This is a genomic window from Caulobacter sp. UNC358MFTsu5.1 (assembly GCF_000712075.1).
Lineage (GTDB): Bacteria > Pseudomonadota > Alphaproteobacteria > Caulobacterales > Caulobacteraceae > Caulobacter.
Map to the genome: position 1 here is coordinate 76365 of NZ_JONW01000008.1, position 19908 is coordinate 96272.

21 protein-coding genes are annotated in these 19908 nt (G+C 72.1%); 13 read left to right on the forward strand and 8 right to left on the reverse strand.

The features are described 5' to 3' along the window. From BR39_RS0115340 to BR39_RS0115380, 9 genes are all read left to right on the forward strand, one after another. Entirely contained in the window at nt 1-1272 is a 1272-nt protein-coding gene (locus BR39_RS0115340) for a sodium:proton antiporter (RefSeq protein WP_029913667.1), read from the forward strand. 99 nt (nt 1273-1371) lie between these two features. After that, nucleotides 1372-3435 carry an ATP-binding protein gene (locus tag BR39_RS0115345; protein ID WP_029913673.1) on the forward strand — a complete coding sequence of 688 codons (2064 nt, stop codon included), beginning with the start codon at nt 1372-1374 and terminating at the stop codon, nt 3433-3435. Between the two features lie 213 nt (nt 3436-3648). Then, complete coding sequence (locus tag BR39_RS0115350; RefSeq protein ID WP_029913676.1) at nt 3649-4641, forward strand: ABC transporter substrate-binding protein; 993 nt, start codon at nt 3649-3651, stop codon at nt 4639-4641. 8 nt (nt 4642-4649) lie between these two features. Continuing rightward, nucleotides 4650-5393, forward strand: coding sequence for an ABC transporter ATP-binding protein (locus tag BR39_RS0115355; RefSeq protein WP_029913679.1), 744 nt, complete (start codon nt 4650-4652; stop codon nt 5391-5393). Continuing rightward, the gene (locus BR39_RS0115360) at nt 5390-6145 is read left to right on the forward strand and encodes an ABC transporter permease (RefSeq protein ID WP_029913682.1); all 756 of its coding nucleotides are present in this window, start codon (nt 5390-5392) and stop codon (nt 6143-6145) included. The genes BR39_RS0115355 and BR39_RS0115360 overlap by 4 nt, the downstream gene beginning before the upstream one ends. Nucleotides 6146-6267: 122 nt before the next feature. Then, nucleotides 6268-6960 carry a hypothetical protein gene (locus tag BR39_RS0115365; RefSeq protein WP_029913685.1) on the forward strand — a complete coding sequence of 231 codons (693 nt, stop codon included), beginning with the start codon at nt 6268-6270 and terminating at the stop codon, nt 6958-6960. Beyond that, nucleotides 6957-8048: a DUF2336 domain-containing protein gene (locus BR39_RS0115370; protein ID WP_029913689.1), complete on the forward strand. Its 1092-nt coding sequence runs from the start codon at nt 6957-6959 to the stop codon at nt 8046-8048. The genes BR39_RS0115365 and BR39_RS0115370 overlap by 4 nt, the downstream gene beginning before the upstream one ends. Before the next feature lie 53 nt (nt 8049-8101). Continuing rightward, the gene (locus BR39_RS0115375; protein WP_029913692.1) at nt 8102-8734 is read left to right on the forward strand and encodes a hypothetical protein; all 633 of its coding nucleotides are present in this window, start codon (nt 8102-8104) and stop codon (nt 8732-8734) included. Nucleotides 8735-8824: 90 nt separating this feature from the next. After that, nucleotides 8825-9421: a hypothetical protein gene (locus tag BR39_RS0115380; RefSeq protein WP_029913695.1), complete on the forward strand. Its 597-nt coding sequence runs from the start codon at nt 8825-8827 to the stop codon at nt 9419-9421. A gap of 3 nt (nt 9422-9424) precedes the next feature. On the opposite strand, the gene BR39_RS0115385 is transcribed toward BR39_RS0115380, so the two are convergent. The 4 genes from BR39_RS0115385 to BR39_RS0115400 form a co-directional block, all read right to left on the reverse strand. Then, nucleotides 9425-9847, reverse strand: coding sequence for a hypothetical protein (locus tag BR39_RS0115385; RefSeq protein WP_029913697.1), 423 nt, complete (start codon nt 9845-9847; stop codon nt 9425-9427). A gap of 103 nt (nt 9848-9950) precedes the next feature. Continuing rightward, nucleotides 9951-10256, reverse strand: coding sequence for a hypothetical protein (locus BR39_RS0115390; protein ID WP_029913699.1), 306 nt, complete (start codon nt 10254-10256; stop codon nt 9951-9953). A 61-nt stretch (nt 10257-10317) separates the two neighbouring features. Further along, complete coding sequence (locus tag BR39_RS26545) at nt 10318-11694, reverse strand: hypothetical protein (protein ID WP_029913700.1); 1377 nt, start codon at nt 11692-11694, stop codon at nt 10318-10320. Between the two features lie 363 nt (nt 11695-12057). Further along, a complete protein-coding gene (locus BR39_RS0115400) occupies nt 12058-12507 on the reverse strand; it encodes a DUF2214 family protein (RefSeq protein WP_029913701.1) in 450 nt (149 codons plus the stop codon). Nucleotides 12508-12631: 124 nt separating this feature from the next. Between BR39_RS0115400 and BR39_RS0115405 the strand changes: the two genes are divergently transcribed. The 3 genes from BR39_RS0115405 to BR39_RS26765 all read left to right on the forward strand — a co-directional run bounded on the left by BR39_RS0115405 (nt 12632) and on the right by BR39_RS26765 (nt 15193). Continuing rightward, a complete protein-coding gene (locus BR39_RS0115405; protein WP_029913703.1) occupies nt 12632-13102 on the forward strand; it encodes a ribonuclease H in 471 nt (156 codons plus the stop codon). 138 nt (nt 13103-13240) lie between these two features. After that, on the forward strand, nt 13241-14374 hold the full coding sequence (locus BR39_RS0115410; RefSeq protein WP_029913705.1) for an ankyrin repeat domain-containing protein: 1134 nt from the start codon (nt 13241-13243) through the stop codon (nt 14372-14374). An 18-nt stretch (nt 14375-14392) separates the two neighbouring features. After that, on the forward strand, nt 14393-15193 hold the full coding sequence (locus BR39_RS26765; protein WP_035018542.1) for a hypothetical protein: 801 nt from the start codon (nt 14393-14395) through the stop codon (nt 15191-15193). A 7-nt stretch (nt 15194-15200) separates the two neighbouring features. Here the strand turns inward: BR39_RS26765 and BR39_RS0115420 are convergent, their stop codons facing one another. From BR39_RS0115420 to BR39_RS0115435, 4 genes are all read right to left on the reverse strand, one after another. Further along, complete coding sequence (locus BR39_RS0115420) at nt 15201-15572, reverse strand: methylglyoxal synthase (protein ID WP_029913708.1); 372 nt, start codon at nt 15570-15572, stop codon at nt 15201-15203. Between the two features lie 36 nt (nt 15573-15608). Further along, nucleotides 15609-16502, reverse strand: a complete 894-nt coding sequence (locus tag BR39_RS0115425; protein WP_156035792.1) for a hypothetical protein — start codon at nt 16500-16502, stop codon at nt 15609-15611. A gap of 69 nt (nt 16503-16571) precedes the next feature. Further along, entirely contained in the window at nt 16572-17141 is a 570-nt protein-coding gene (locus BR39_RS0115430; RefSeq protein WP_029913712.1) for a hypothetical protein, read from the reverse strand. Then, nucleotides 17138-18208 carry a hypothetical protein gene (locus BR39_RS0115435; protein ID WP_029913720.1) on the reverse strand — a complete coding sequence of 357 codons (1071 nt, stop codon included), beginning with the start codon at nt 18206-18208 and terminating at the stop codon, nt 17138-17140. Before BR39_RS0115435 ends, BR39_RS0115430 begins: the two co-directional genes overlap by 4 nt. A 267-nt stretch (nt 18209-18475) precedes the next feature. Here BR39_RS0115435 and BR39_RS0115440 point away from each other — a divergent pair, with 267 nt between their 5' ends. Next, nucleotides 18476-19738: a pyridoxal phosphate-dependent aminotransferase gene (locus BR39_RS0115440; RefSeq protein ID WP_029913722.1), complete on the forward strand. Its 1263-nt coding sequence runs from the start codon at nt 18476-18478 to the stop codon at nt 19736-19738. The last annotated feature ends 170 nt before the right edge of the window (nt 19739-19908 follow it).

The following is a 19908-nucleotide window of genomic DNA, read 5'->3' on the forward strand; positions in this document are numbered from 1 at the left end:
ATGTTCGATCCGTATCTGCTGTTCCTGCTGGGCCTGGGCGTCGTGGTTCTGCTGGTCGCCTGGCTGCCGATGGCGCTGAGCCGCCTGCCCCTGTCCCTGGCCATCCTCTGCGTGCTGATCGGGGTGGCGGTGTTCCACGGCGGCGTCCTGCCGTTCCGTTCCGATCCCGTGCGGTTCTCGACCCTGACCCAGCGGCTGACCGAGGTCGTGGTCATCGTCTCGCTGATGGGGGCCGGGCTGAAGATCGACCGGCGGATCGGCTGGCGGCGCTGGGGCTCGTCCTGGCGGCTGATCGCCATCACCATGCCGCTGAGCATCGTGGCGGTGACCCTGATGGGCGTGCACGGCCTGGGCCTCGGCCTGGCCTCGGCCCTGTTGCTGGGCGGCGCCCTGGCCCCCACCGACCCGGTGCTGGCCTCCGACGTCCAGGTGGGGCCGCCGCGCTCGGGCGAGGACGGCGAGGCCCGCTTCGCCCTGACCTCGGAGGCCGGGCTCAACGACGGCTTCGCCTTCCCCTTCGTGCACCTGGCCGTGGCCATCGCCCTGGCCGGAGGAACGGTCGGCGCGCCCCTGCTGACCCAGTGGCTGGCCGTCGACGTGCTGTGGCGCGTGGCGGCCGGGGCGGGCGTGGGCTGGGCGGTCGGCAAGGTCCTGGGCTGGGCCACCTTCAAGGCGCCGCACGCCCGGATCTCGGGCACCGGCGACGGGCTGGTGGCCCTGGGCGCGACCCTGGTGGCCTACGGCGTCGCCGAGGCCGCCCACGGCTACGGCTTCCTGGCCGTGTTCGTCGCCGCCCTGGCCCTGAGGGCGACCGAGCGCGACCACGAATTCCACGAGGCCATGCATGACTTCGCCGAGCAGGTGGAGCGCCTGCTGATGATGCTGGTGCTGGTGTTGCTGGGCGGGGCGGTGGCGGGCGGCCTGCTGGACGGCCTGACCTGGAAGGAGGCGGCCTTCGGCCTGGCGCTGGTGTTCGTGATCCGGCCGCTGGCCGGCTGGATCGGCCTGATCGGCGCGCCCCACTCCATGCGCGAGCGCGCGGTCGTGGCCTTCTTCGGCATCCGCGGGATCGGGTCGTTCTACTATCTGGCCTACGGCCTCAACCACGGCGACTTCCACGGCTGGGACCGGCTGTGGGCGATCACCGGCTTCGTGGTGCTGTGTTCGATCCTGGTCCACGGCGTCACCGCCACCCCGCTGATGACCCGCATCGACGCTTGGCGGCGGCGAGAGGTCTTGCATCGGGACGACCCGCAACCTCAACGGGATTGAACTTCACCTTAGGATGCGGCAAAGCGTCACAGCGCCTCGTATCGAGGAAACGCAAAGGCCCTGTTCGCGTATTCCTCCCGTCCGGGGAACGGGAAAACCATGCAGGCTAACGTCGCCCATCAGGAACAGCGGCGGCAGGACCGGATCCTGTTCGTCCTGGCCGTGGCGTTGCTGGCCAGCCAGGCCTTCAGCGACTTCCTGACCCGCAACGTGCTCGGCGTCGCCACCCTCTGGCCGACCAACGCGCTGCTGGCCGGCGGCCTGCTGGTGCTGAACCCGCGGCGCCGGACCCTCCTGACGGTCATCGCCGTGGTCGGCCACATGATCATCGACCTGCTGGTCGGCGACGGGATCGGCCGCTCGATCCTCTCCACCGTGGTCGACGTCGGCGAGGCCCTGCTGGTATGGCGCGTGACCCGACGCTTCTTCGGCGGAACGCCGCGCGTGCGGACCATGCGGCAGCTGGCCCTGCTGACCACCCTGACCGCGCCCGTGACGCTGCTGATGGCCGCGGTCGCCGCCGCCGTGCTGGCCCTGGGCTACGGCATGCCGTTCGTGTCCGTCCTGACCGACTGGTTCCTGTGCGGCGTGCTGGGCATGTCGATCGTGCTGCCGGCCGTGCTGGTCCTGCTGGACAGCGAGCACCGCCGCACCTTCCAGCGCTCGCCGCTGGAGCCATGGGGCCTGGGCCTGCTGATGGCCGCCCTGACCGCGCTGGTGTTCCACGCCCGGGGCATCCCCGCGCCGTTCCTGCTGTTCCCCGTCGCCCTGCTGACGGCCTTCCGCCTGGGCCCGCGCGGCGCGGCCCAGGCCTCGCTGATCGTCGCCTGCGTCGCCATCCCGCTGACGGTCCACGGCCTGTGGGGACCGCAGATCTCGACCGACTGGTCCCAGGCCCACCAGAACCGCCTGGTGCAGATCTTCGTCGGCGTGCTGTTCGTCACCAGCCTGGCCACCGGCCTGGCCCTGGCCCAGCAGGAGCGCCTGCGCCGGCTGCTGGTGCGCCGCGAGCAGCTGACCCGCGCCGCCCGCGCCCGGGCCCTGGCCGCCAACGAGGCCAAGACCGAGTTCCTGGCCACCATGAGCCACGAGATCCGCACGCCCCTGAACAGCATGCTGGGCTTCTCGCAGCTGCTGGTCGAACGCAAGGACCTGCCGCCCGACGTCCGCCGCCAGCTGGGCCTGATCGACAGCGCCGGCACCGCCCTGCTGACCGTCGTCAACGACATCCTCGACTTCTCGCGGGTCGAGGCGGGCCAGGTGGAGCTGCTGTTCCAGCCGACCTCGGCGGCGGCGGTGCTGCACGACGCGGTCGGCATCATCCGCCCCGAGGCCGAGAACAAGCGGCTGACCCTGGAGGTCGAGGTCAACGACCCGGTGGGCGGCCTGCACGACCTGGACGGCCTGCGCCTGCGCCAGGTGCTGCTGAACCTGCTGAACAACGCCGTGAAGTTCACCGAGGCCGGCCGCATCCGCGCCTGCCTCACCGTGGAGCCCGGCGAGCTGGAGGACCGGCTGAAATTCGAGATCATCGACACCGGTGTCGGGATTCCCATCGAACACCAGGGCCGGCTGTTCCAGCGCTTCAGCCAGGTCGACAGCTCGGCCAGCCGCCCCTACGGCGGCGCGGGCCTGGGGCTGGCGATCAGCAAGGCGCTGGTCGAGCTGATGGGCGGCCGGATCGGCGTCGACAGCGCCCAGGGCCACGGCTCGGCCTTCTGGGTGGAACTGCAGGCGCCCCAGGTCGAGGCCTATGACGCCGGCCAGCCCGAGCCCGCCGCCGCGCCGGGCGCGGCCCGCATCCTGCTGGTCGACGACCACCCGATGAACCGCGAGATCGGCGCGGCCCTGCTGACCCTGGTCGGGTGCGAGGTCGAGACGGCCGACAACGGCGAGCAGGCCGTGGCCAAGGCCGCGCGCGGCGGCTTCGACATCATCCTGATGGACATCCACATGCCCGAGATGGACGGCCTGGCCGCCACCCGGGCCATCAAGGCGCTGGACGGCGGGGCCGGCGAGGTGCCGATCATCGCCATGAGCGCCGACGCCCTGCCCCAGCAGGTCGAGCGCTGCTACGCCGCCGGCATGGTCGACCACGTGGCCAAGCCGGTGCAGCGCGAGGTGCTGTACGCCAAGGTGAATCGCTGGCTGGCCAGGAAGTAGCGCCTTCGTGCCGGTGAATACTTGCCCCCTACGGACCGCTACGCGGTCGTCTTCCCCCGGAGGGGGAAGAGCGCAAGGCTCCGCCCCCTACGGGGGCGGACAGGCGGCGAAGCCGCCAGGCGGGGGCAAAGTGGGTTAGCCACAAACCCCTTACTGCCCTTCCCTCTCCAGCGCTCCCCCACTAACCTCCCCCGGCAATTCGGGGACACGACGATGAAGATCCTGCGTTTGGCCGCCCTGGCCCCCATGCTGGTGCTGTGCGCCGCCCTGGCCGCTTGCTCGCCCGCGAAAAAGGAAGCCGCTCCGCCCCCCGGCCGCACGGCGCTGAAGCTGGCCACCGACTGGAAGGGCGAGGCCGAGCTGGGCGGCTACTACCAGGCCGTGGCCACCGGCGAATACGCCAAGCGCGGGCTGGACGTGACCCTGATCCAGGGCGGTCCGGGCGTGAACGTGCCCCAGCTGCTGGCCACCGGCGCGGTCGACGTCGGCGTCGGCTCCAACAGCTTCATCGTGCTGAACCTGGCCAAGGAGAAGGTGCCGGTCAAAGCCGTGGCCGCCTTCATGGACAAGGACCCGCAGGTGCTGATCGCCCACGACGGCGTGGGCATCAATTCGATCGCCGACATGAAGGGCCACCCGATCCTGCTGTCGGACGCCTCGATCACCGCCTTCTGGGTGTGGCTGAAGGCCAAGCACGGCTTCACCGACGCCCAGGTGCGCAAGTACAACTACTCGGCCGCCCCCTTCCTGGCCGACAAGAGCGTGGTGCAGCAGGGCTACGCCACCTCCGAGCCCTACCTGATCCAGAAGGAGGGCAAGATCACGCCGAAGGTCTTCCTGCTGGCCGACGACGGCTATCCCGCCTACGCCTCGTTCGCCCTGGTCCCGACGGCCCTGATCGACAAGAACCCGGCCGCCGTGAAGGCGTTCGTCGAGGCCACCGCCGCCGGCTGGACGTCGTACCTGTACGGCGACGCCAAGCCGGGCGACGCTCTGATCCTCAAGGACAATCCGGAAATGACCCAGGACGTCCTCGACCAGGCCCGCGAGAAGATGCGCAGCTACGGCATCGTGCCGCGCCAGGGCGTGGGCAAGATGGACGACGCCCGCTGGGCCGAGTTCTTCAAGGTGGCGTCCGAACAGGGCGTCTACCCCAAGGACATGGACTACAAGAGCGCCTACACGCTGGACTTCCTGCCCAAGTGACGCCGGAGGTGATCGCGTCCCTCCAACAGGTCGAGGTCGACTATCCCGGACGCGGCCGCGCCCTGGGGCCCGTCGACCTGGCGCTGAACGCCGGCGAGATCGTCGCCCTGGTCGGGCCGTCCGGCTGCGGCAAGTCCACGGCCCTGCGGCTGCTGGCCGGGCTGGAGGCGCCCACGCGCGGGACCGTGGCCCGGGCCGCCGGACGGGGCGAGACCTCGGTCGTCTTCCAGGCCCCCACCCTGGCCCCGTGGATGAGCGCCGCGGCGAATGTCGCCCTGCCGCTGGAACTGGCCGGAGCGCCCAAGGCCCAGGCCCGCGCCCAGGCGGTCGAGGCCCTGGCCAAGGTGGGCCTGAAGGGCGCCGAGGCCGCCCGCGCCGCCCAGCTGTCGGGCGGCATGGCCATGCGCGCGTCCCTGGCCCGCGCCCTCGTCACCCGCCCGCGCCTGCTGCTGCTGGACGAACCGTTCGCGGCCCTGGACGAGATCACCCGCCGCGCCCTCGCCGACGACGTCCTGGCCCTGGCGGCCGAGCTGGCCCCGGCCGTGGTCTTCGTCACCCACAATGTCGAGGAGGCCGTCTACATGGCCCGCCGCGTCGTGGTGATGAGCGCCGGCCCCGGCCGGATCGCCGGCGAGGTGGCGGTCGACGGCCCGGTGGTCCGCCCGCCGGGCTTCCGCACCACGGCGGCCTTCCGCGAGACGGCCGAGGCGGTGTCGCGGCTGCTGGCGACGGGCGTGGGAGCGGCGGCATGAAGCTGCTCGCCCCCGCGATCCTGATCCTCGTCCTGCTCGCCGCCTGGGAGGCCGCCTGCCGCGTCCTGGGCGTGCCGGTCTACCTCCTGCCCGCGCCGTCGGCGATCGGGACGGCCTTGGTCGAGGGCTGGCCCCTGCTGCTGGCCAGCGCCTGGACCACCCTGTCCACCGCCCTGGTGGGCCTGGTCCTGGCCAGCCTGCTGGCCTGCGGCCTGGCTCTGCTGGTCAGCCTGAACCCCGTCGTCGAGGACGCCGTGCGCCCGGTGGCCGTCACCTTGCAGGTCACGCCCCTGGTGGCCATCGGCCCGCTGATGACCATCTGGGCCGGGATCGAGCATCCGCAGCGCGCCGTGGTCGCCCTGGCGGCCGTGGCGGCCTTCTTCCCGATCTTCTCGGGCGCCCTGACCGGCCTGAAGGCCGTCGATCCGGACCTGTCGCGCCTGTTCGACCTCTACGGCGCGCGGCGGACCCAGCGCCTGTGGCGGCTGCGCCTGCCCTCGGCCGTGCCCGCCCTGCTGGAGGGTCACAAGGTGGCCGCTGGCCTGGCCGTGGTCGGGGCCGTGGTCGCCGAGTTCGTGGCCGGCTCGGGCGGCAATCAGGGCTTGGCCTGGCGCCTGCTGGAAGCGTCCAACAGGCTGCAGACCGCGCGGGTGTTCGCCGCCCTGGCGGTCCTGGCCGTGCTGGGCGTGGCGCTGCACGGCGTGCTGAGCCTGATCGAGCGCCGCCTGCTGGCCTGGTGGCGCGGCCGCTGAACCGGATGCGCCCGAGAGTCGCATAAGTGACACAAGGGGCGCGGGATCGGGCCGCGTTAGGCCAAGATTAAGCCCGAGCGCCTATCAATCCAGCCGATCCCGCGCCTCTGTCGGACCGGTTCATGCGTCTCGCCCTGCTCCTGCCCGTGCTGTTCTGCGTCGCCGCCCCGGCGTACGCCGAGGGCGCGCGCGAGAGCCGCTACGGCCCGACCACGCCCCGTCAAGCGTCCGCCGCCGCCACGCGCTACGACGGCCCGATGCTGGGCTGGGCCAACAAGCGTCAGGGCCAGGTCGCCCCGGCCGCGCCCGCGACCTCGGCGCCGGCCCAACCCGCGCCCATGGCCGCCTGGGCCGGTTACCAGACGCCTGCCGCGTACCAGGCCCCGCCCGCGACCGTCCCTTCGGCCATCCAGGCGACGCCGACCAGCCTCTACGCCCCGCCGCGTCCCGCGCCGGCCGCCGCCGCGCCGCCTCAGGCCGCCGCCGCCCCCGTCAAGGACTGGTCCACCTACCGCAGCGCCCGCGTCGCGCCCGCTCCGCCGCCCCAGCCGGTCGCCGCGACCTCGGGCGCCGCCGCCGGCGCCCGCTTCTATTCGGTGGACCGCGACTACGGCCTGACGCCCGACGCCGCGCCGCGTCCGGGCCCCGACAACCGCGTCCTGGTCGCCGCGACCGAACCGCCGCCCGAGCCCAAGGACGCCGTGCCGATGCACGGCTCGGCCGACTGGCTGGCGGCCGGCGCGCGCGGCGACGACGACAACGACGATGACGACAGCGCGGCCCGCCGCGCCAAGACCCGGAACGAAGGCCTGTGATCCAGTCGCGCCTCCACGACCTCATCGCCCTGGCCGACGAGCCCTCCAGCGCCCGCCGCCGCGAACTGCTGCGCGGCGTCACCGACCTGTTCTTCACGGGCGAGGGTCACGGCGAGGTCGAGATGGGCCTGTTCGACGACGTGATGGGCCAGCTGGCCGGCGAGATGGAAGAGGCCGTGCGCATCGAGCTGGCCGAGCGCCTGGGCCAGACCGCCGCTCCGCCGCCGGCCCTGACCCGGGCCCTGGCCAGCGACAGCATCGCCATCGCCCGTCCGATCCTGGAAGGCGCGCCCCAGCTTAGCGAGGCCGACCTCCTGCACGTGGCCCGCACCCAGGGCCAGGACCACCTGCGGGCCATCTCGCAGCGTCCCGTCGTGCCCAGCCTGGTGTCCGACGCCATCGTCGAGCGCGGCGACGACACCACCCTGGGCGTGCTGCTGCGCAACGAGGGCGCGGTGCTGTCTCGCGAGGCCCACGAGGCGGCGGTCGACCGCGCGGCGGCCAATCCCGAGCTGCACGAGGCGGTCATCGACCGCAAGGCCATGCCTATGGACCTGCTCAACGAGATGTACTTCGTGGCCGAGGCGCGCCTGCGCGACCGGATCATGGAGCGCAACGCCAATGTCGATCCGGCCATCCTGGAAGCCGCGCTGAAGGCCGGCCGCAACCGCGTCGCCGCCGGCGACGGCGCCCTGCCAGACGACTACCAGGCGGCGGTCGATGAGATCGTGGCCCTGAAGCGGCGCGGGGCCATCACGCCTCAGGCCCTGGTCGCCATGCTGCGCGCCAACCGCACCAGCCAGTTCCTGGTGGCCCTGGCCGAGCTGGCCGACATCGACTTCCACACCGCCCGCAAGATCATCGAGCGCCGCGAGCTGGACGCCCTGTCGGTGGTCTGCAAGGCCGCGGACTTCGACCGCGCCCTGTTCCTGACCTTCGCCCTGCTGATCCTGGACCCGAACGACAACGCCATGGGCAAGGCCAAGGCCTATGGCGAGCTCTACGGCGCCCTGCCCCGCGACACGGCCCTGCGGACCCTCCGCTTCTGGCGCATGCGCCGCACGACGGGCGACGTGGCGGCGGCCTAGGCCGGAGCGTTTCGACTGTCCGCCTGACGCGAACCCCTGTAGTCCACGGGCCGATGATCCCCGGCAAACGCGTCCCCATTTCCGAGCAAAGCGCCCAGAGCCTTCTTTGGCGGGCGGCGGCATGCCTTTTCGGGCTGGTCATCCTGGGCAACGAGGCGCTCGGCCCGGTCGCCGGCCTGCTTTCCCCGAAGCCGGTCGTCGTTCCCGCCGCCCAGAAGGCGGTGGAAGGCGACGTCTGGATCTCGAACCACTGGGATCCCGACAGCAAGGGCGACTATTCCCTGCGGATGTCGGACGGGCGGTGGGTCTCGCTGTACTGCGGCCCCTGGCCGTACGACGAGCTGTGCCTGCATCAGCCGGGACTGACGCCGGGCCAGACCTATCGCCTCACCGTCGCCTACTACACCGAGACGCTTACGGGCGGCGTGCAGAGGAACATCATCACCCACGCCAGGCTGGGACAGCGCGACCTGGTCACGCCCAGCGGTCAAGCCAAGGCGTGGCGCAACGTGACGACGTTCTACAATTCGAAGCGCGGCCGCTACAGCACCTTGAGCATGGATGCCGGGTTCTGGGCGATGTACGCCGTGGTGGCCGCCATCTACGCGATGCTGCTGTGGGCGTTCGCCAACACGGCCGTCGAACTCCTGGCGCGCCGCTTCCGGCACCGCAAGACCTCCGGCTGACCGGATCGGCGCATCCCTATCGCCGGGAACTGGCGCCGTCCGCCGTCGTTCCCTTCCCGTCGAGGGGCCTTCCGTCTCCGGAGCGCCCTAGTGGAACCGCCCAAAAAGAAAACAGCCCTGGCGGCCGGCGTGGTCGTGGCCGGGATCGTGACGACGGCCGCCGTGGCGGCGGCCCTCTGGCCCGCCCTGACACGGCCCGACCCGCCGGCCGAGGCCAGCGGCGACGGCGGCCTGCGCATCCGCCTGGTCCAGCCGCCCAAGGCGCTGGTCGCGGGCGCCGGCCCGCTGGCCAGTCCCCTGGACGTCGGCCTGTCGGAAGCCGCCCGGGCCATGGCCAAGGGCCGCGAGGCCCTGTTCGTCGGGACGCCGGTGCGGCCCGCGCCGAAGCCCGCGCGGCCCGCGCCGATGCAGGTCGCCCAGATCGACGAGGCGGCGGAGGAAGACCTCGCGCCGCCGCCCGAACCGGTCGACGACCGCTGGGAACGCGACGCCTGGCGGCGGGACCGCTACGAGGAAGCCCAGCGCCGGCGCTGGGAGGACGAGCAGCGCTGGGCCCGCCGCGACCGCGAGGCCCGCGCCGCCTGGGAACAGGCCCGACGCGACCGCGAACGCTGGGAGGACGAGCGGCGGGACGAGGATCGCTATGCGCCGCCGCCCGAAGACGACCGCCCTCCGCCGGGCTGGTGAGGCCTAGCCCCGGCGCGCGTGCATGAGGGTCAGCAGCCAGCCGACGCCCAGGCCGCCCACGACGGTCAGAGGCAAGGTCAGGAGATCGGGCGTGGGCTGGTGCAGCCACAGATCGCGGCCCGCCAGCATCCCCCAGATCAGCAGGCCCCAGACGGCGCCGTAGATCGCCCAGGGATACCGGTCCATCCAGCCGAGCAGGCCGGTCCGGGGCGGCGGCTCGACGGCGGGTTCCACCGGACCGCCGCACGATCCGCAGGCCCAGCCGCCCCACGGCCCCTGCGGCGCGGCGTCCGCGCCCAGCGGCGTGTCGCAGGCCTTGCAGCGCGGCGGCTCGGCGCGACGGCGCACCCTCGGCGACAGGCCGCGCATGCCCAGGACGACGATGAACAGATAAAGGAGGAGATAGATCGCCCGGGAGACGTCCACGTCCCTGAAAGCCTCGCCCCAACCCTGACCCATGTCGTCCCCCGAAACGCTACGCGGCCAAGCTAGGCGGTGTCGCGCTTCGGGTCGAGCCGGGGAAAGCGCCCTAGCGGATGCGGATGCGGACCGGAACGTCGATGAACGAGCCGGCGCGGCTCTTGCCGTCGGGGCCCATCAGGTCGACCTGGAACTGCGAGGCCATGGTCACGGCCGCCTTGCCCACGCCCATGTCGGCGGGGAATTCGCTCTGCACCGAGCAGGCCGTCAGGCCGCCGTCGCGCTTGACCATGCAGCTGAGGATGGCTTCGGCGATCTGGGGCTGGACGTCCTTGACCTGGGTCACCGCCGGTTGGTCGGCGACAGGGGTCGGAACGATCGAGACAGCGGCGGCGGCGAGCAACGAAGCGATCACTGGGTCTTCCCTACTGGTCTTTGGGTCCGGCCCGTTCGAGGCCGTCCGGTTTCATTTTGGGTCAGGCGGCGTGCGCCTGTTTCACCCTTTGCAACCCCTGAGCCGCCAGGTCGGTCAGAGACCTCAGGCCCAGTTCGGCGAAGATGTCGAAGGCGCTGGCCAGGGCCATGGCGGCCCGGTCCAGGCGGCCGTCGTCGCGGCCGGTGATCTCGACCCGGGCCTCGTAGAGGCGGGCCAGGTTCATCTGGGTCACGGCCCAGGCGGCCGGGTCGCGGGCGCCCGGCGTCGAAGCCAGCTCGGCCTTGAAGGCCATCTCGGCGGCGTCCAGCACGGCCAGGTCGGCGGTCAGCTCGGCGCAGCGGGCCAGGCTGAGGGCGCGGTTGTTGGCGACCACGGCGCGCAGGGCCAGGGCCGGCTGGGTCTTGAGGATGTGCGAGGCGCGGTCGTAGCAGGTGACCGCCCGCTCGAAGCAGCGGTCCGAGGTGGTGGCCTCGCCCATGGCCTGCAGACCGGCGCCCAGGGCGGCCTGGCCGCGCGCCCAGTCCATCGGACTGTGGTCGGCCGAGACCGGCTCCAGCGCCGCGGCCAGGGCCTCGACGCCGTCGGCGATGTGGTTGATCTCGCCGTCCAGCTCGCCCAGCTGCACCAGGGCCGTCCCGCGCAGGGACTCCAGGCGCGACCAGGCCAGGGGTTCGAAATCGGGATCGAGGCCGGCCTCGGCGGCCTTGGCCTCTTCCAGGGCCACCTCGGTCAGGGCCCGGTCCTTCAGGCGGGCGGCGCAGGCCAGCAGCAGCTCGACGCGGGCGGCGCGCTGGTCGGCCAGCAGCAGGCGCGAGGCCCCGCCCTTGACCCGGCGCGCGGCCGACAGGCCCCGCAGCGGCGCCTCGAAGGCCTCGGCGGCGGCCAGGGCGCGGTCGATGTCGTTCTCGCCGAGGGCCACGCGGCCCTCCAGCCCGGCCAGCAGGGCCTCGGCCATGGCGCAGCGGTGGCCCGGCGCGGTCTTGGCCAGGGTCAGGGTGGCGCCGGCGGCGGCGTGCAGCCCCTCGTCGCCGAACAGGTCGGCGCCCAGCACCGCCAGGGTCGCCTGCTCGCAGCGGGCGGCGGCCAGGCTGTCGGTCTTGTGCTCGGCTTCGAAGATCTTGGCCGCGGCCTCGGCCTGGGCCGCGCCCTTGCGCAGGGCGGCGGCGTCGCCCGAGCGGCGGGCCAGCTCGCGCCAGACCACGGCGGCCTCCAGCAGGCGATGGCCGCGGTCCTTGGCGCCGATCCGGCCCGCGGCCACGTCGGCCGAGCGGGCCTCGTTGACCAGCAGACGCAGATCCAGCAGCTCCAGCAGCGAGGTGTCGCCGCCGGTCAGTCCGTCGCGATGCGCCGCCGCCCTCGCGGGCGCTCCGGCGTCGACTCCAAAGAGCTTCTTCAGATCACGACCGAAATCAAACATCGCTGCGCACTCCGCACACGGACCGTCCCACGCCGGGACGTCCGGCAAGGGTTCAACGCACGAGTAGCAAAGCCGGAGCCAACGCGCTTAACAAGCGGTTAATAGGTCTGAAGATGGCGTTAACCATAAATATTTGGGTTGTGTTTACACTTCGTTCCCGAATACCCCTCAAACCCCTGTTTCTGCACCGATTTGGCACACTTCTTGCTTACCGGATCCGAGCGGGAGAGCGAGCGTCGCCGCACTTGTTAGAACATTGTTCACTCAAGTGAAAATGACGTTAACCATAGTTTTTAAGACCGGGTTTACCTTCTGTTCCGGCCCAGCCGTCGGACCGCCGCCCGAGCGGGGTCCGAACGGCGGCTAGAGGCCGTAGCCGCGCGCCATGGCGGCGGCGAAGATCGGGATCAGGGCGAAGACCAGGAGCTCGGCCAGCATCACCTTGCGCACCTTGGCGACGTCGGCGTCGGACGGGACGAAGGCGGGGTTGGCGGCGGCCTGCTTGCGCCACTTCAGGATCGAGATCGTCGGCTGGATCGACAGCAGCCCGACGGCCGCGAAGGCGGCGATCTTGGCCCAGAACACCGGGTTGTGCAGATAGAAGTCCGCCCCCTTGGCGCCCAGGAAGACCCGGCTGAAGCCCACGACCAGGATCAGCACCGCCGTCCCGCCGTAGCTGGCGTCGATCCCGCCCAGCGTCTTCAGCGCCCCACCGCCCAAGCCCGGCCGGACCAGCACGAAGCCGGCCATCATCAGCCCGGCCAGCGACAGGATCAGCAGGTGGTGCAGGACGGCCAGGACGAGATCCAGCATGGCGGGCTCCGACTCGATGTGCGCGGGCCGAGCATGCCTGGGAGAACGAGGTTCGTCACGCGACCGCCCTCCCCCTCCGGCCGCCCCTCTGGCCAGTTTCGGGACCCGGCTCTAAACAAGGGCCATGACCGCTTCCGTCGACCTCTGGACCGCCTCGCTCTGCAAACCCGATCCCGGCTACGGCGGCTGGGCCCATGTGCGGCGCAACGCCGACGGGAGCCTGGCGGGCGCGGCCGGCGGCGAGCGGCGGACCACCGGGATCAAGATGGTGCTGACCGGGGTGATCGAGGCGCTGGGCGCCGTGGCCGACCTGCCGGCCGACACGGCCGTCACCCTGCACTTCGCCGATCCGGACCTGGCCGCCGAACTGGTGACCGCCGACGGCGCCTGGGCCACGGCCGAACCCGAGGCCTGGGCCGCCGCCCGCGCCCTGCTGGCCGCCCGCCCCGTGCTGAGCCTGGCGCCGCTGCCGGACACGACGCCCGTCGCCGGCTTCCTCAAGGCCTGGGCTGACTTCGGCCTCGACACCGCCAAGACGCGCGGGACCTTCAAGGCCGCGATCCCCCGGCCCAACCTGATGAAGTTCCCCGGCTGATCGCCTCCATCCGAGCCCACTGGAATCCAGTGGATCGAGAAGCTTGACCGTCTTGCGCGTGTTCCGCCTTTCCGCCTAGGGTGAAACCTGGGGTGGAAACATGTCCGTGCTGAAACGGATGTGTACTAGGGGGATCAATTGCGTAACACCGTTTCGACGGCCGCCGTGGGCGCGGCCGTGCTGCTGTTCGTCGCCTCGGCGGCGCCGGCGTTCGCCGCGGCGGACCTGGCCAAGGCCGCCGCCGACCAGAACATCAAGAAGATCGACAAGCTGCTGGCCGCGGGGGCGGCCATCGACGAGGTGGATACCGAAGGCCGCTCGGCCTTCTTCCACGCCGCCGCCAAGGGCGACCTCTCGCTGATGCAGAAGTTCGCCGAGAAGGGCGCCGGCGTCGACCTGCGCGACAAGAGCGGCGCCACGCCGCTGCTGGCCGCGCTGCGCAATCCGACCAGCCAGGCCGACGTCGTCCAGTTCCTGCTGGGCAAGGGCGCCGACATCAACGCCGCCGACCAGGGCGGGCGCACCCCGCTGATGGAAGCCGTGCTCCGCGCGCCCCAGGTTCTCGACACCGACGGCCAGGTCGCCATGGTCGGCCTGCTGCTCAAGGCGGGCGCCGATCCCAACCTGGCCGACACGTCCGGCGCCGCGCCCCTGCACTACGCGGCCTATGTGGGCGAGCCCCGCAAGGTGCTCGAACTGCTGCTGGCGAGCACCAAGGACACCGGCGTCACCACCGTCTCGGGCGCCAACGTCCTGATGATGGCGGCCCAGAACCATCAACGCTCGAACGCCGACTACCTGATGGCACGCGGCTTCCGGCCGGCCCGCATCCAGTTCAAGCCGGACGAAGCGGCCGCGAAGTCCGAGCTGGTCCAGGACATGTCGTTCCGCGCCAACGCCTTGGCCGCCGACTGGTGGGGCCAGTACGCGGCCCGCAAGAGCGATCCCGCCGCCGCCAAGATCGCCTTCGCCGGCGCCGCGGACGACTACGACGCCGCGGCCGCCGAAAGCGCCCGCCTGATCAAGGTCTACGAAGCCAAGCTCGTGAAGGACAAGCAGTCCCGCAACAACCAGCGCGCCGCCGCCGGCGTGGCCACGGTCCTGAGCGTCGCCCTGACCCTGGGGGCCGGAGGCAACACCATCACCGCCTTCATGCCGCTCCTGGCCGACGTGGTCGAACAGGACGAGGCGGCGATCGCCGCCCTCAAGGCCGAATCCACCGAGTTCACCGCCCGGGCCAAGGCCCTGCGCGTCCAACTCGCCGCCAACTGATCTTCAGGAAAACCTCTCATGAACATGCTTCGCTCGTCGATCTCGATCGCCGCCCTGGCCGCCGCCGCCCTCACCCTGGTCGCCGCCCCGGCCCAGGCGGCCAAGCAGACTCTGGTCGCCGGCCAGACCATCAGCCTGCCGCTCAATGAAGAAACCGACGGCCCCACCCTCAAGGTCACGGTCAAGGCGGCCGACGCCGGTTCGGGGATGGGCTGGTACTCGACCATGCCTGTGCCCGGCGAATCCCGGGCCGAACGCAAGGAGCGCGGCCTGGCCGTGCCGCTGAACACCGTCGACGGCCGCAACCTGGTCAAGTTCGTGCGCTTCGCCGCCGAGGACCTGCGCACCCGCGCCGCCGGCCAGGCCGCGCCGCGCTCGGTGGTCGTCACCGCCAGCTTCGTGGACAAGACCCGTATCGACCAGGGCAACCTGTGGGGCGACTCCCTGAAGGCCGGCTTCACCTTCGGCCTCGCCGCGCCGGCGACGGTGCCGCTGTACTTCGTCTCGCACATGGACGTGGTCGTCGAAGGCCAGACCTTCAGCTGCGACGCCGAGGTGGCGGGCCGGATCCCGAACTACCACCAGATCAAGGACCCTCACTTCCACGACTCCCTCGACAAGATGGACGAGGACGCCCGCAAGGCCTGCTGGGCGCAGATCGCCGACAAGGTGGGCGCCGCGCTTGTCGCGCCGGCCGCTCCGGCCGCGTCGGTCGCCGCCACGACGACCGCGCCGGCCGCGGAAGCCGCCCCCGCCGCCGCGCCCGCTTCGGAAGCCGCCCCGGCCGCCGCCGTCGCCCCGGCGACGCCGACCAGCTAGGACAGGCTCAACGGCCGGCCACGATCAGGTCGGCCGTCGCCACGTTGCAGGCGAACGGGATGTTGGCCAGGGTCGCCATCCGGATCAGCGCCTTGACGTCGACGTCGTGCGGCTGGGGCGACAGCGGGTCGACGAAGAACACCAGCAGGTCCAGCCGCCCCTCGGCCAGCAGGGCGCCCAGCTGCTGGTCGCCGCCCAGCGGACCGCTCTTCAGGCGGGTGAGGTCCAGGTCCGGCAGGGCCTGCAGGATGCGCCCGCCCGTGGTGCCGGTGGCGTACAGCGTATGCCGCGACAGGAAGGTCTGGTGCGCCACCGACCAGTCGACCAGCGCCGCCTTCTTGTCGTCGTGGGCGACCAGGCCGATGGCGAGACGGGACATGAGGACTCCTGAACGACGACAGGTTCGACCGGCGGCCTAGCGGCCGGACCAGACCACGTTGAAATAGACCTTGCGCTCGACGATCGCCTGGCTGAGCAGCGCCTGGGACGCGGCCGCCGCTTCCGCCGGGAGCTGGCCTTGGGGCGTGCAGGCCGACAAGGCGCCCTTGGCGTCCAGATCGCAGTCGAACACGGCGGGGTTGGCCGCCTGGGTGGTCCGCGCGCTTCCGGCCGGCGCGACGAGATCGGCCCACACCCCCTCCGGCCACCGCACGCCGAGGCTCCGATCCGGCGACCGGATCGACGAGCCGTTCGTGCCCGTCGTGTCGGACAGGTAGAGCGACGCCTGGACGCGGCGCGGCGCGGCTCCCAGCGTGGAGACATAGGCGCTGGCCGCCAGGTCGACCGCGGCCTTGCCGAAGCCGGCGTCCCTGGGCGCCTGGAAGCCGGACGAGCAGTCCGTCAGCGGGCCGCCGCCGGCGAACGACGCATGGCAGACCACGGTCGCGACGCCGTCCGACGGAGCGCCCGGCGGACGGGCCGCGTCCACGACGGCCGCCGCCGGCGCCTTCACCCCTGTCGGGGCCCGCTCCGAAGCCGGGACCTGAAAGCGCAGGGTCATCTCCGCCGGTCGCCCGACGACGGTGTCCAGAGCCTTGCCCTTCAGGGCCACGCGCAGATACGGCGCCATGCGCAGGGCGGCCTGGCCGAACCCCACGTCGCCCGGCCCCTCGCCCGTCACCCCGCAATCCGCGAACGTGCGGTCCGCCTGGGGCGTGCAGCGCAGAACGGCCCACCCCTCGACCTCCATCCGCTGGGCCACGTCGGGGTAGAACCGTTCGGCGGGTAGGAGCAGCTGGAACGGCACCTTGGGCGGAACCTCGCCCGCCGGCGTCTCCGCCGACAGCGCGGCGGCGAGCAAGGTGATCATGAACGGCATGCGATTCCCCAACTGGCGGCGGCAAGCTGCACCAGCCTCGCCCGCCTGAGAAGCCCCGTCCTAGGCGAACCGGATCCTGGTCGGGGCCGAGAACTCCGGCGTCCCCTTCTCCACCAGCACCTGGTCGTGCAGCGACAGCTTGGCGCTGGCCGCGAACACCCCGGCCGTGGCGCACACCACCTTGCCGCCGCGCACCTCCAGCCGCACGCCCTTGATCTTCAGGGCCAGCTCGATCTCGAAGTCGAGGTCGGCCACCTTGACCGCCCCGTAGCGCAGCTCGATGCGCGGCTTGTGGGTGGAGGCGATCTGGTGGTCGTCCAGGTCCTGGAAGAAGGCGTCGTCCGGCCGCGCCTTGGACTCCTCGACGCATTTCTTGAAGCGCTCCAGCTTCATCCAGCCGTCGAACAGCACCCGTTCCACCGACAGGTCCAGCAGCTTGCCGACCTCGTCCCGGCACCCGGTCTCGACGTCGTCCCAGCAGGCGCTGGGGAACTTGTGGGCGGCGTCCGAGATCGCCTGGGTCAGGGGAGGCGCGTCCTTGAGGACGTCCAGCGGATCGCCGCCGTCCTCGGCGAACAGGGCCCGCCAGGTCGTCCCGGCGACGACGGGGTTCGCGGCCGCATCGGTCATGGCGCGGTCTCCAGCGTGGGATAGTCCAGGCGAACGGCGTCGCGGTCGGCCGCCCGCTCGACGCGCAACGACACCGCCATGCCGGCCCGGGGCGGGCCGTCGGGCGTAAGGACCACCACGCCGGGATCGGGGACCAGGGCGATCTCCGGGCACGGCGGCGCGGGAGAGGACTTGGCGGGGCGCGGCGTCCGCGCGCGGCTCAGCAGCTTGGCCACGCCGAAGCCCGCGCCCGCCGCCGCGACCAGGGCCGCCAGCCAGAACCAGATCGGCGTCCCGGGCGGCGCGGGCGGCGGCGGGGGAACCACCGCCGGGGGCGGCGCGGGCGGGGACGGGACGATCGCGGCCGGCGGCGGTTCGGGCACGGCGACCGGCGCGGCGACCACGGGCTCGGGCTCGACCGTCTGCGGCGTCAGCGGCGCCGGCGTCTGGACCGGGGGCTTGGACTGGACGACCGGCGGCTGGACGGGAGGCGTCACCGGCGGCCGGGTCGTGACGGGCGGCTGGACCGGCGGTTGGACCGGGGGCGGCTCGACGGCGGGGGGATTCTGCAGCACCAGCGGCGGCTCGCCCCTCAGCCCCGCCGTCCGCCACGCGTCGGCGACGCAACGCCGCCACCGCTCGACCACGCCGGCGTAGGCGCCGCACTTGGCCTGGATGTCGGGGATCACGGCCAGGGGATCGGCGGGCGGCTTGGGCGTCGTCCTGGGGCGGTTCTTCCAGGCGTCGAGCAGCTTGTCCAACTGGGGCGTGATATCGACCGGCTGGGTGGTCTGGGCGGGCGTGGACGTCGAGGCGGGCGTGGTGGTGGAAGGCGTCGAGGTCGACGGCGTCGAGGCGGCGGGCGCCGTGGCCGGGAACAGGCGCGCGCAGGTGGTCGCCGCGTCCGGCCGGTTGGCGTAGGCGCGCATGCACTCGGTATAGGTCCTGGGCCCCACGGCCGCCGGGCTGGTCGTGACCGCCGGCGTCGTCCTGGACTGGAAGGCCGGGGCCGGTCCGGCGAGCGCCAACAGCAGGCCCGCGGCCAGGCCGCCGGTCCGAAGCCACCCGCCCCTGGCCTGATACCGCATCACTCCAGACGATCCTTCAATCGCGAGGACCGCTAGCGTCCGTCCGCACGGATGCGCGGTCAAGTAGAATTGAAGCTCGACAGCAACCGAGGCGAACGCCGGGACTTCAGGCAATCGCCGCCTCGACGGCCTTCCGAACCACGGCCTTTGCCCAAGCGGCGGGCAGGCGGGCCCGGCGCCCGGCTCCGCTCTTGCCCTCGCCGGCGCCAGGGCCTGTGCTGGACGCGCCCGTGGCAGGCGGGCCCACACGACGAGCGGGGAACGACCATGGATCAGCGCCCATCCGACCAATCGGCGACCTCACCGGCCATGGGCCGCCGGTTCTTCCTGCGCGCCGCGGCGCTGGCGGCCGCGACGCCGATCCTGACCGAGGCCGCCCTGGCGCGCGCCGCCGCCGCCGACCCGGCCAAGCCCGGCGCTGCGCCCACCGGCCTGGCCCTGCACGGCCAGGGCCCGAACATCCCGCCGCCCGGCGCGGTGCTGATCAACGCCAACGAGAACCCGCTGGGCCCGTCCAAGGCCGCCTGCGACGCCATCGCCCGCATGGCCCCGCTGGGCGGGCGCTACGACCGCAACGGCGAGACCGAGCTGCTGACCATGACCTTCGCCGCCCAGAACGGGCTGAAGGTCGAGAACGTGGCGGTCTACGCCGGCTCGTCCGAACCGCTGCACTACAGCGTCCTGGCCTTCACCTCGCCGACCCGCGGCTTCGTCACCGCCGACCCGTCCTACGAGGCGGGCATGTACGCGGCGCGGACCAGCCAGGCCAAGGTCGTCAAGGTGCCGCTGACCGCCGACTACGCCCACGACGTCAAGGCGATGGTCGCCGCCGATCCCAACGCCGGCGTCATCTACATCTGCAATCCCAACAACCCGACCGGCACGACCACCACCAAGCAGGACATCGTCTGGGCGCTGGACAACAAGCCGGCCGGGTCGATCGTGCTGGTCGACGAGGCCTATATCCACCTGTCCGACGCCCAGGACACGCTGGACCTGGTGGCCGCGGGCAAGGACCTGATCGTGCTGCGGACCTTCTCGAAGATCTACGGCATGGCCGGCATCCGCTGCGGCTTCGCGGTGGGACGCCCCGACCTGCTGGCCAGGCTGAAGCCGTACGGCCAGAACGCCATGCCGATCACCGGCTCGGCCGCCGCCCGCGCCTCGCTGGAGGACAAGGGCCTGGTCCCCGAGCGCAAGAAGCTCATCGGCGACACCCGCCGCGACACCCTGGCCTGGCTGAAAGCCAACAATTACAAGGTCATCGGCGCGCCCGAGACCAACTGCTTCATGATCGACACCGGCCGCGACGGCAAGGGCGTGATCGCGGCGATGAAGGCCCAGAACGTCTATATCGGCCGCACCTGGCCCATCTGGCCCAACGCCGTGCGGGTGTCGGTCGGGACGCCGGAGGAGATGGCCGCGTTCAAGACGGCGTTCAAGGCGGTGATGGACAGCCCGGCGGTGGCGATGGGCGTGCGGGACGCGGGCGGGCACTTCGCCGACCTGGGACGCAGCGCCCTGGGCTAGGCTTCGTGGACAGCCGCATCGTCGGTGAACGAATTCCTGGCCCTTCGACAAGCTCAGGATGAGGAATGTGCGTTCAACCGCCGTGGACGTCGCCCTAGCCTTCGCCAGAAGGAACTCCGCCTTGCGCCGTCCGAGCCGCCGCGACCATTTTCAGCCGCCGTCTGATGTCG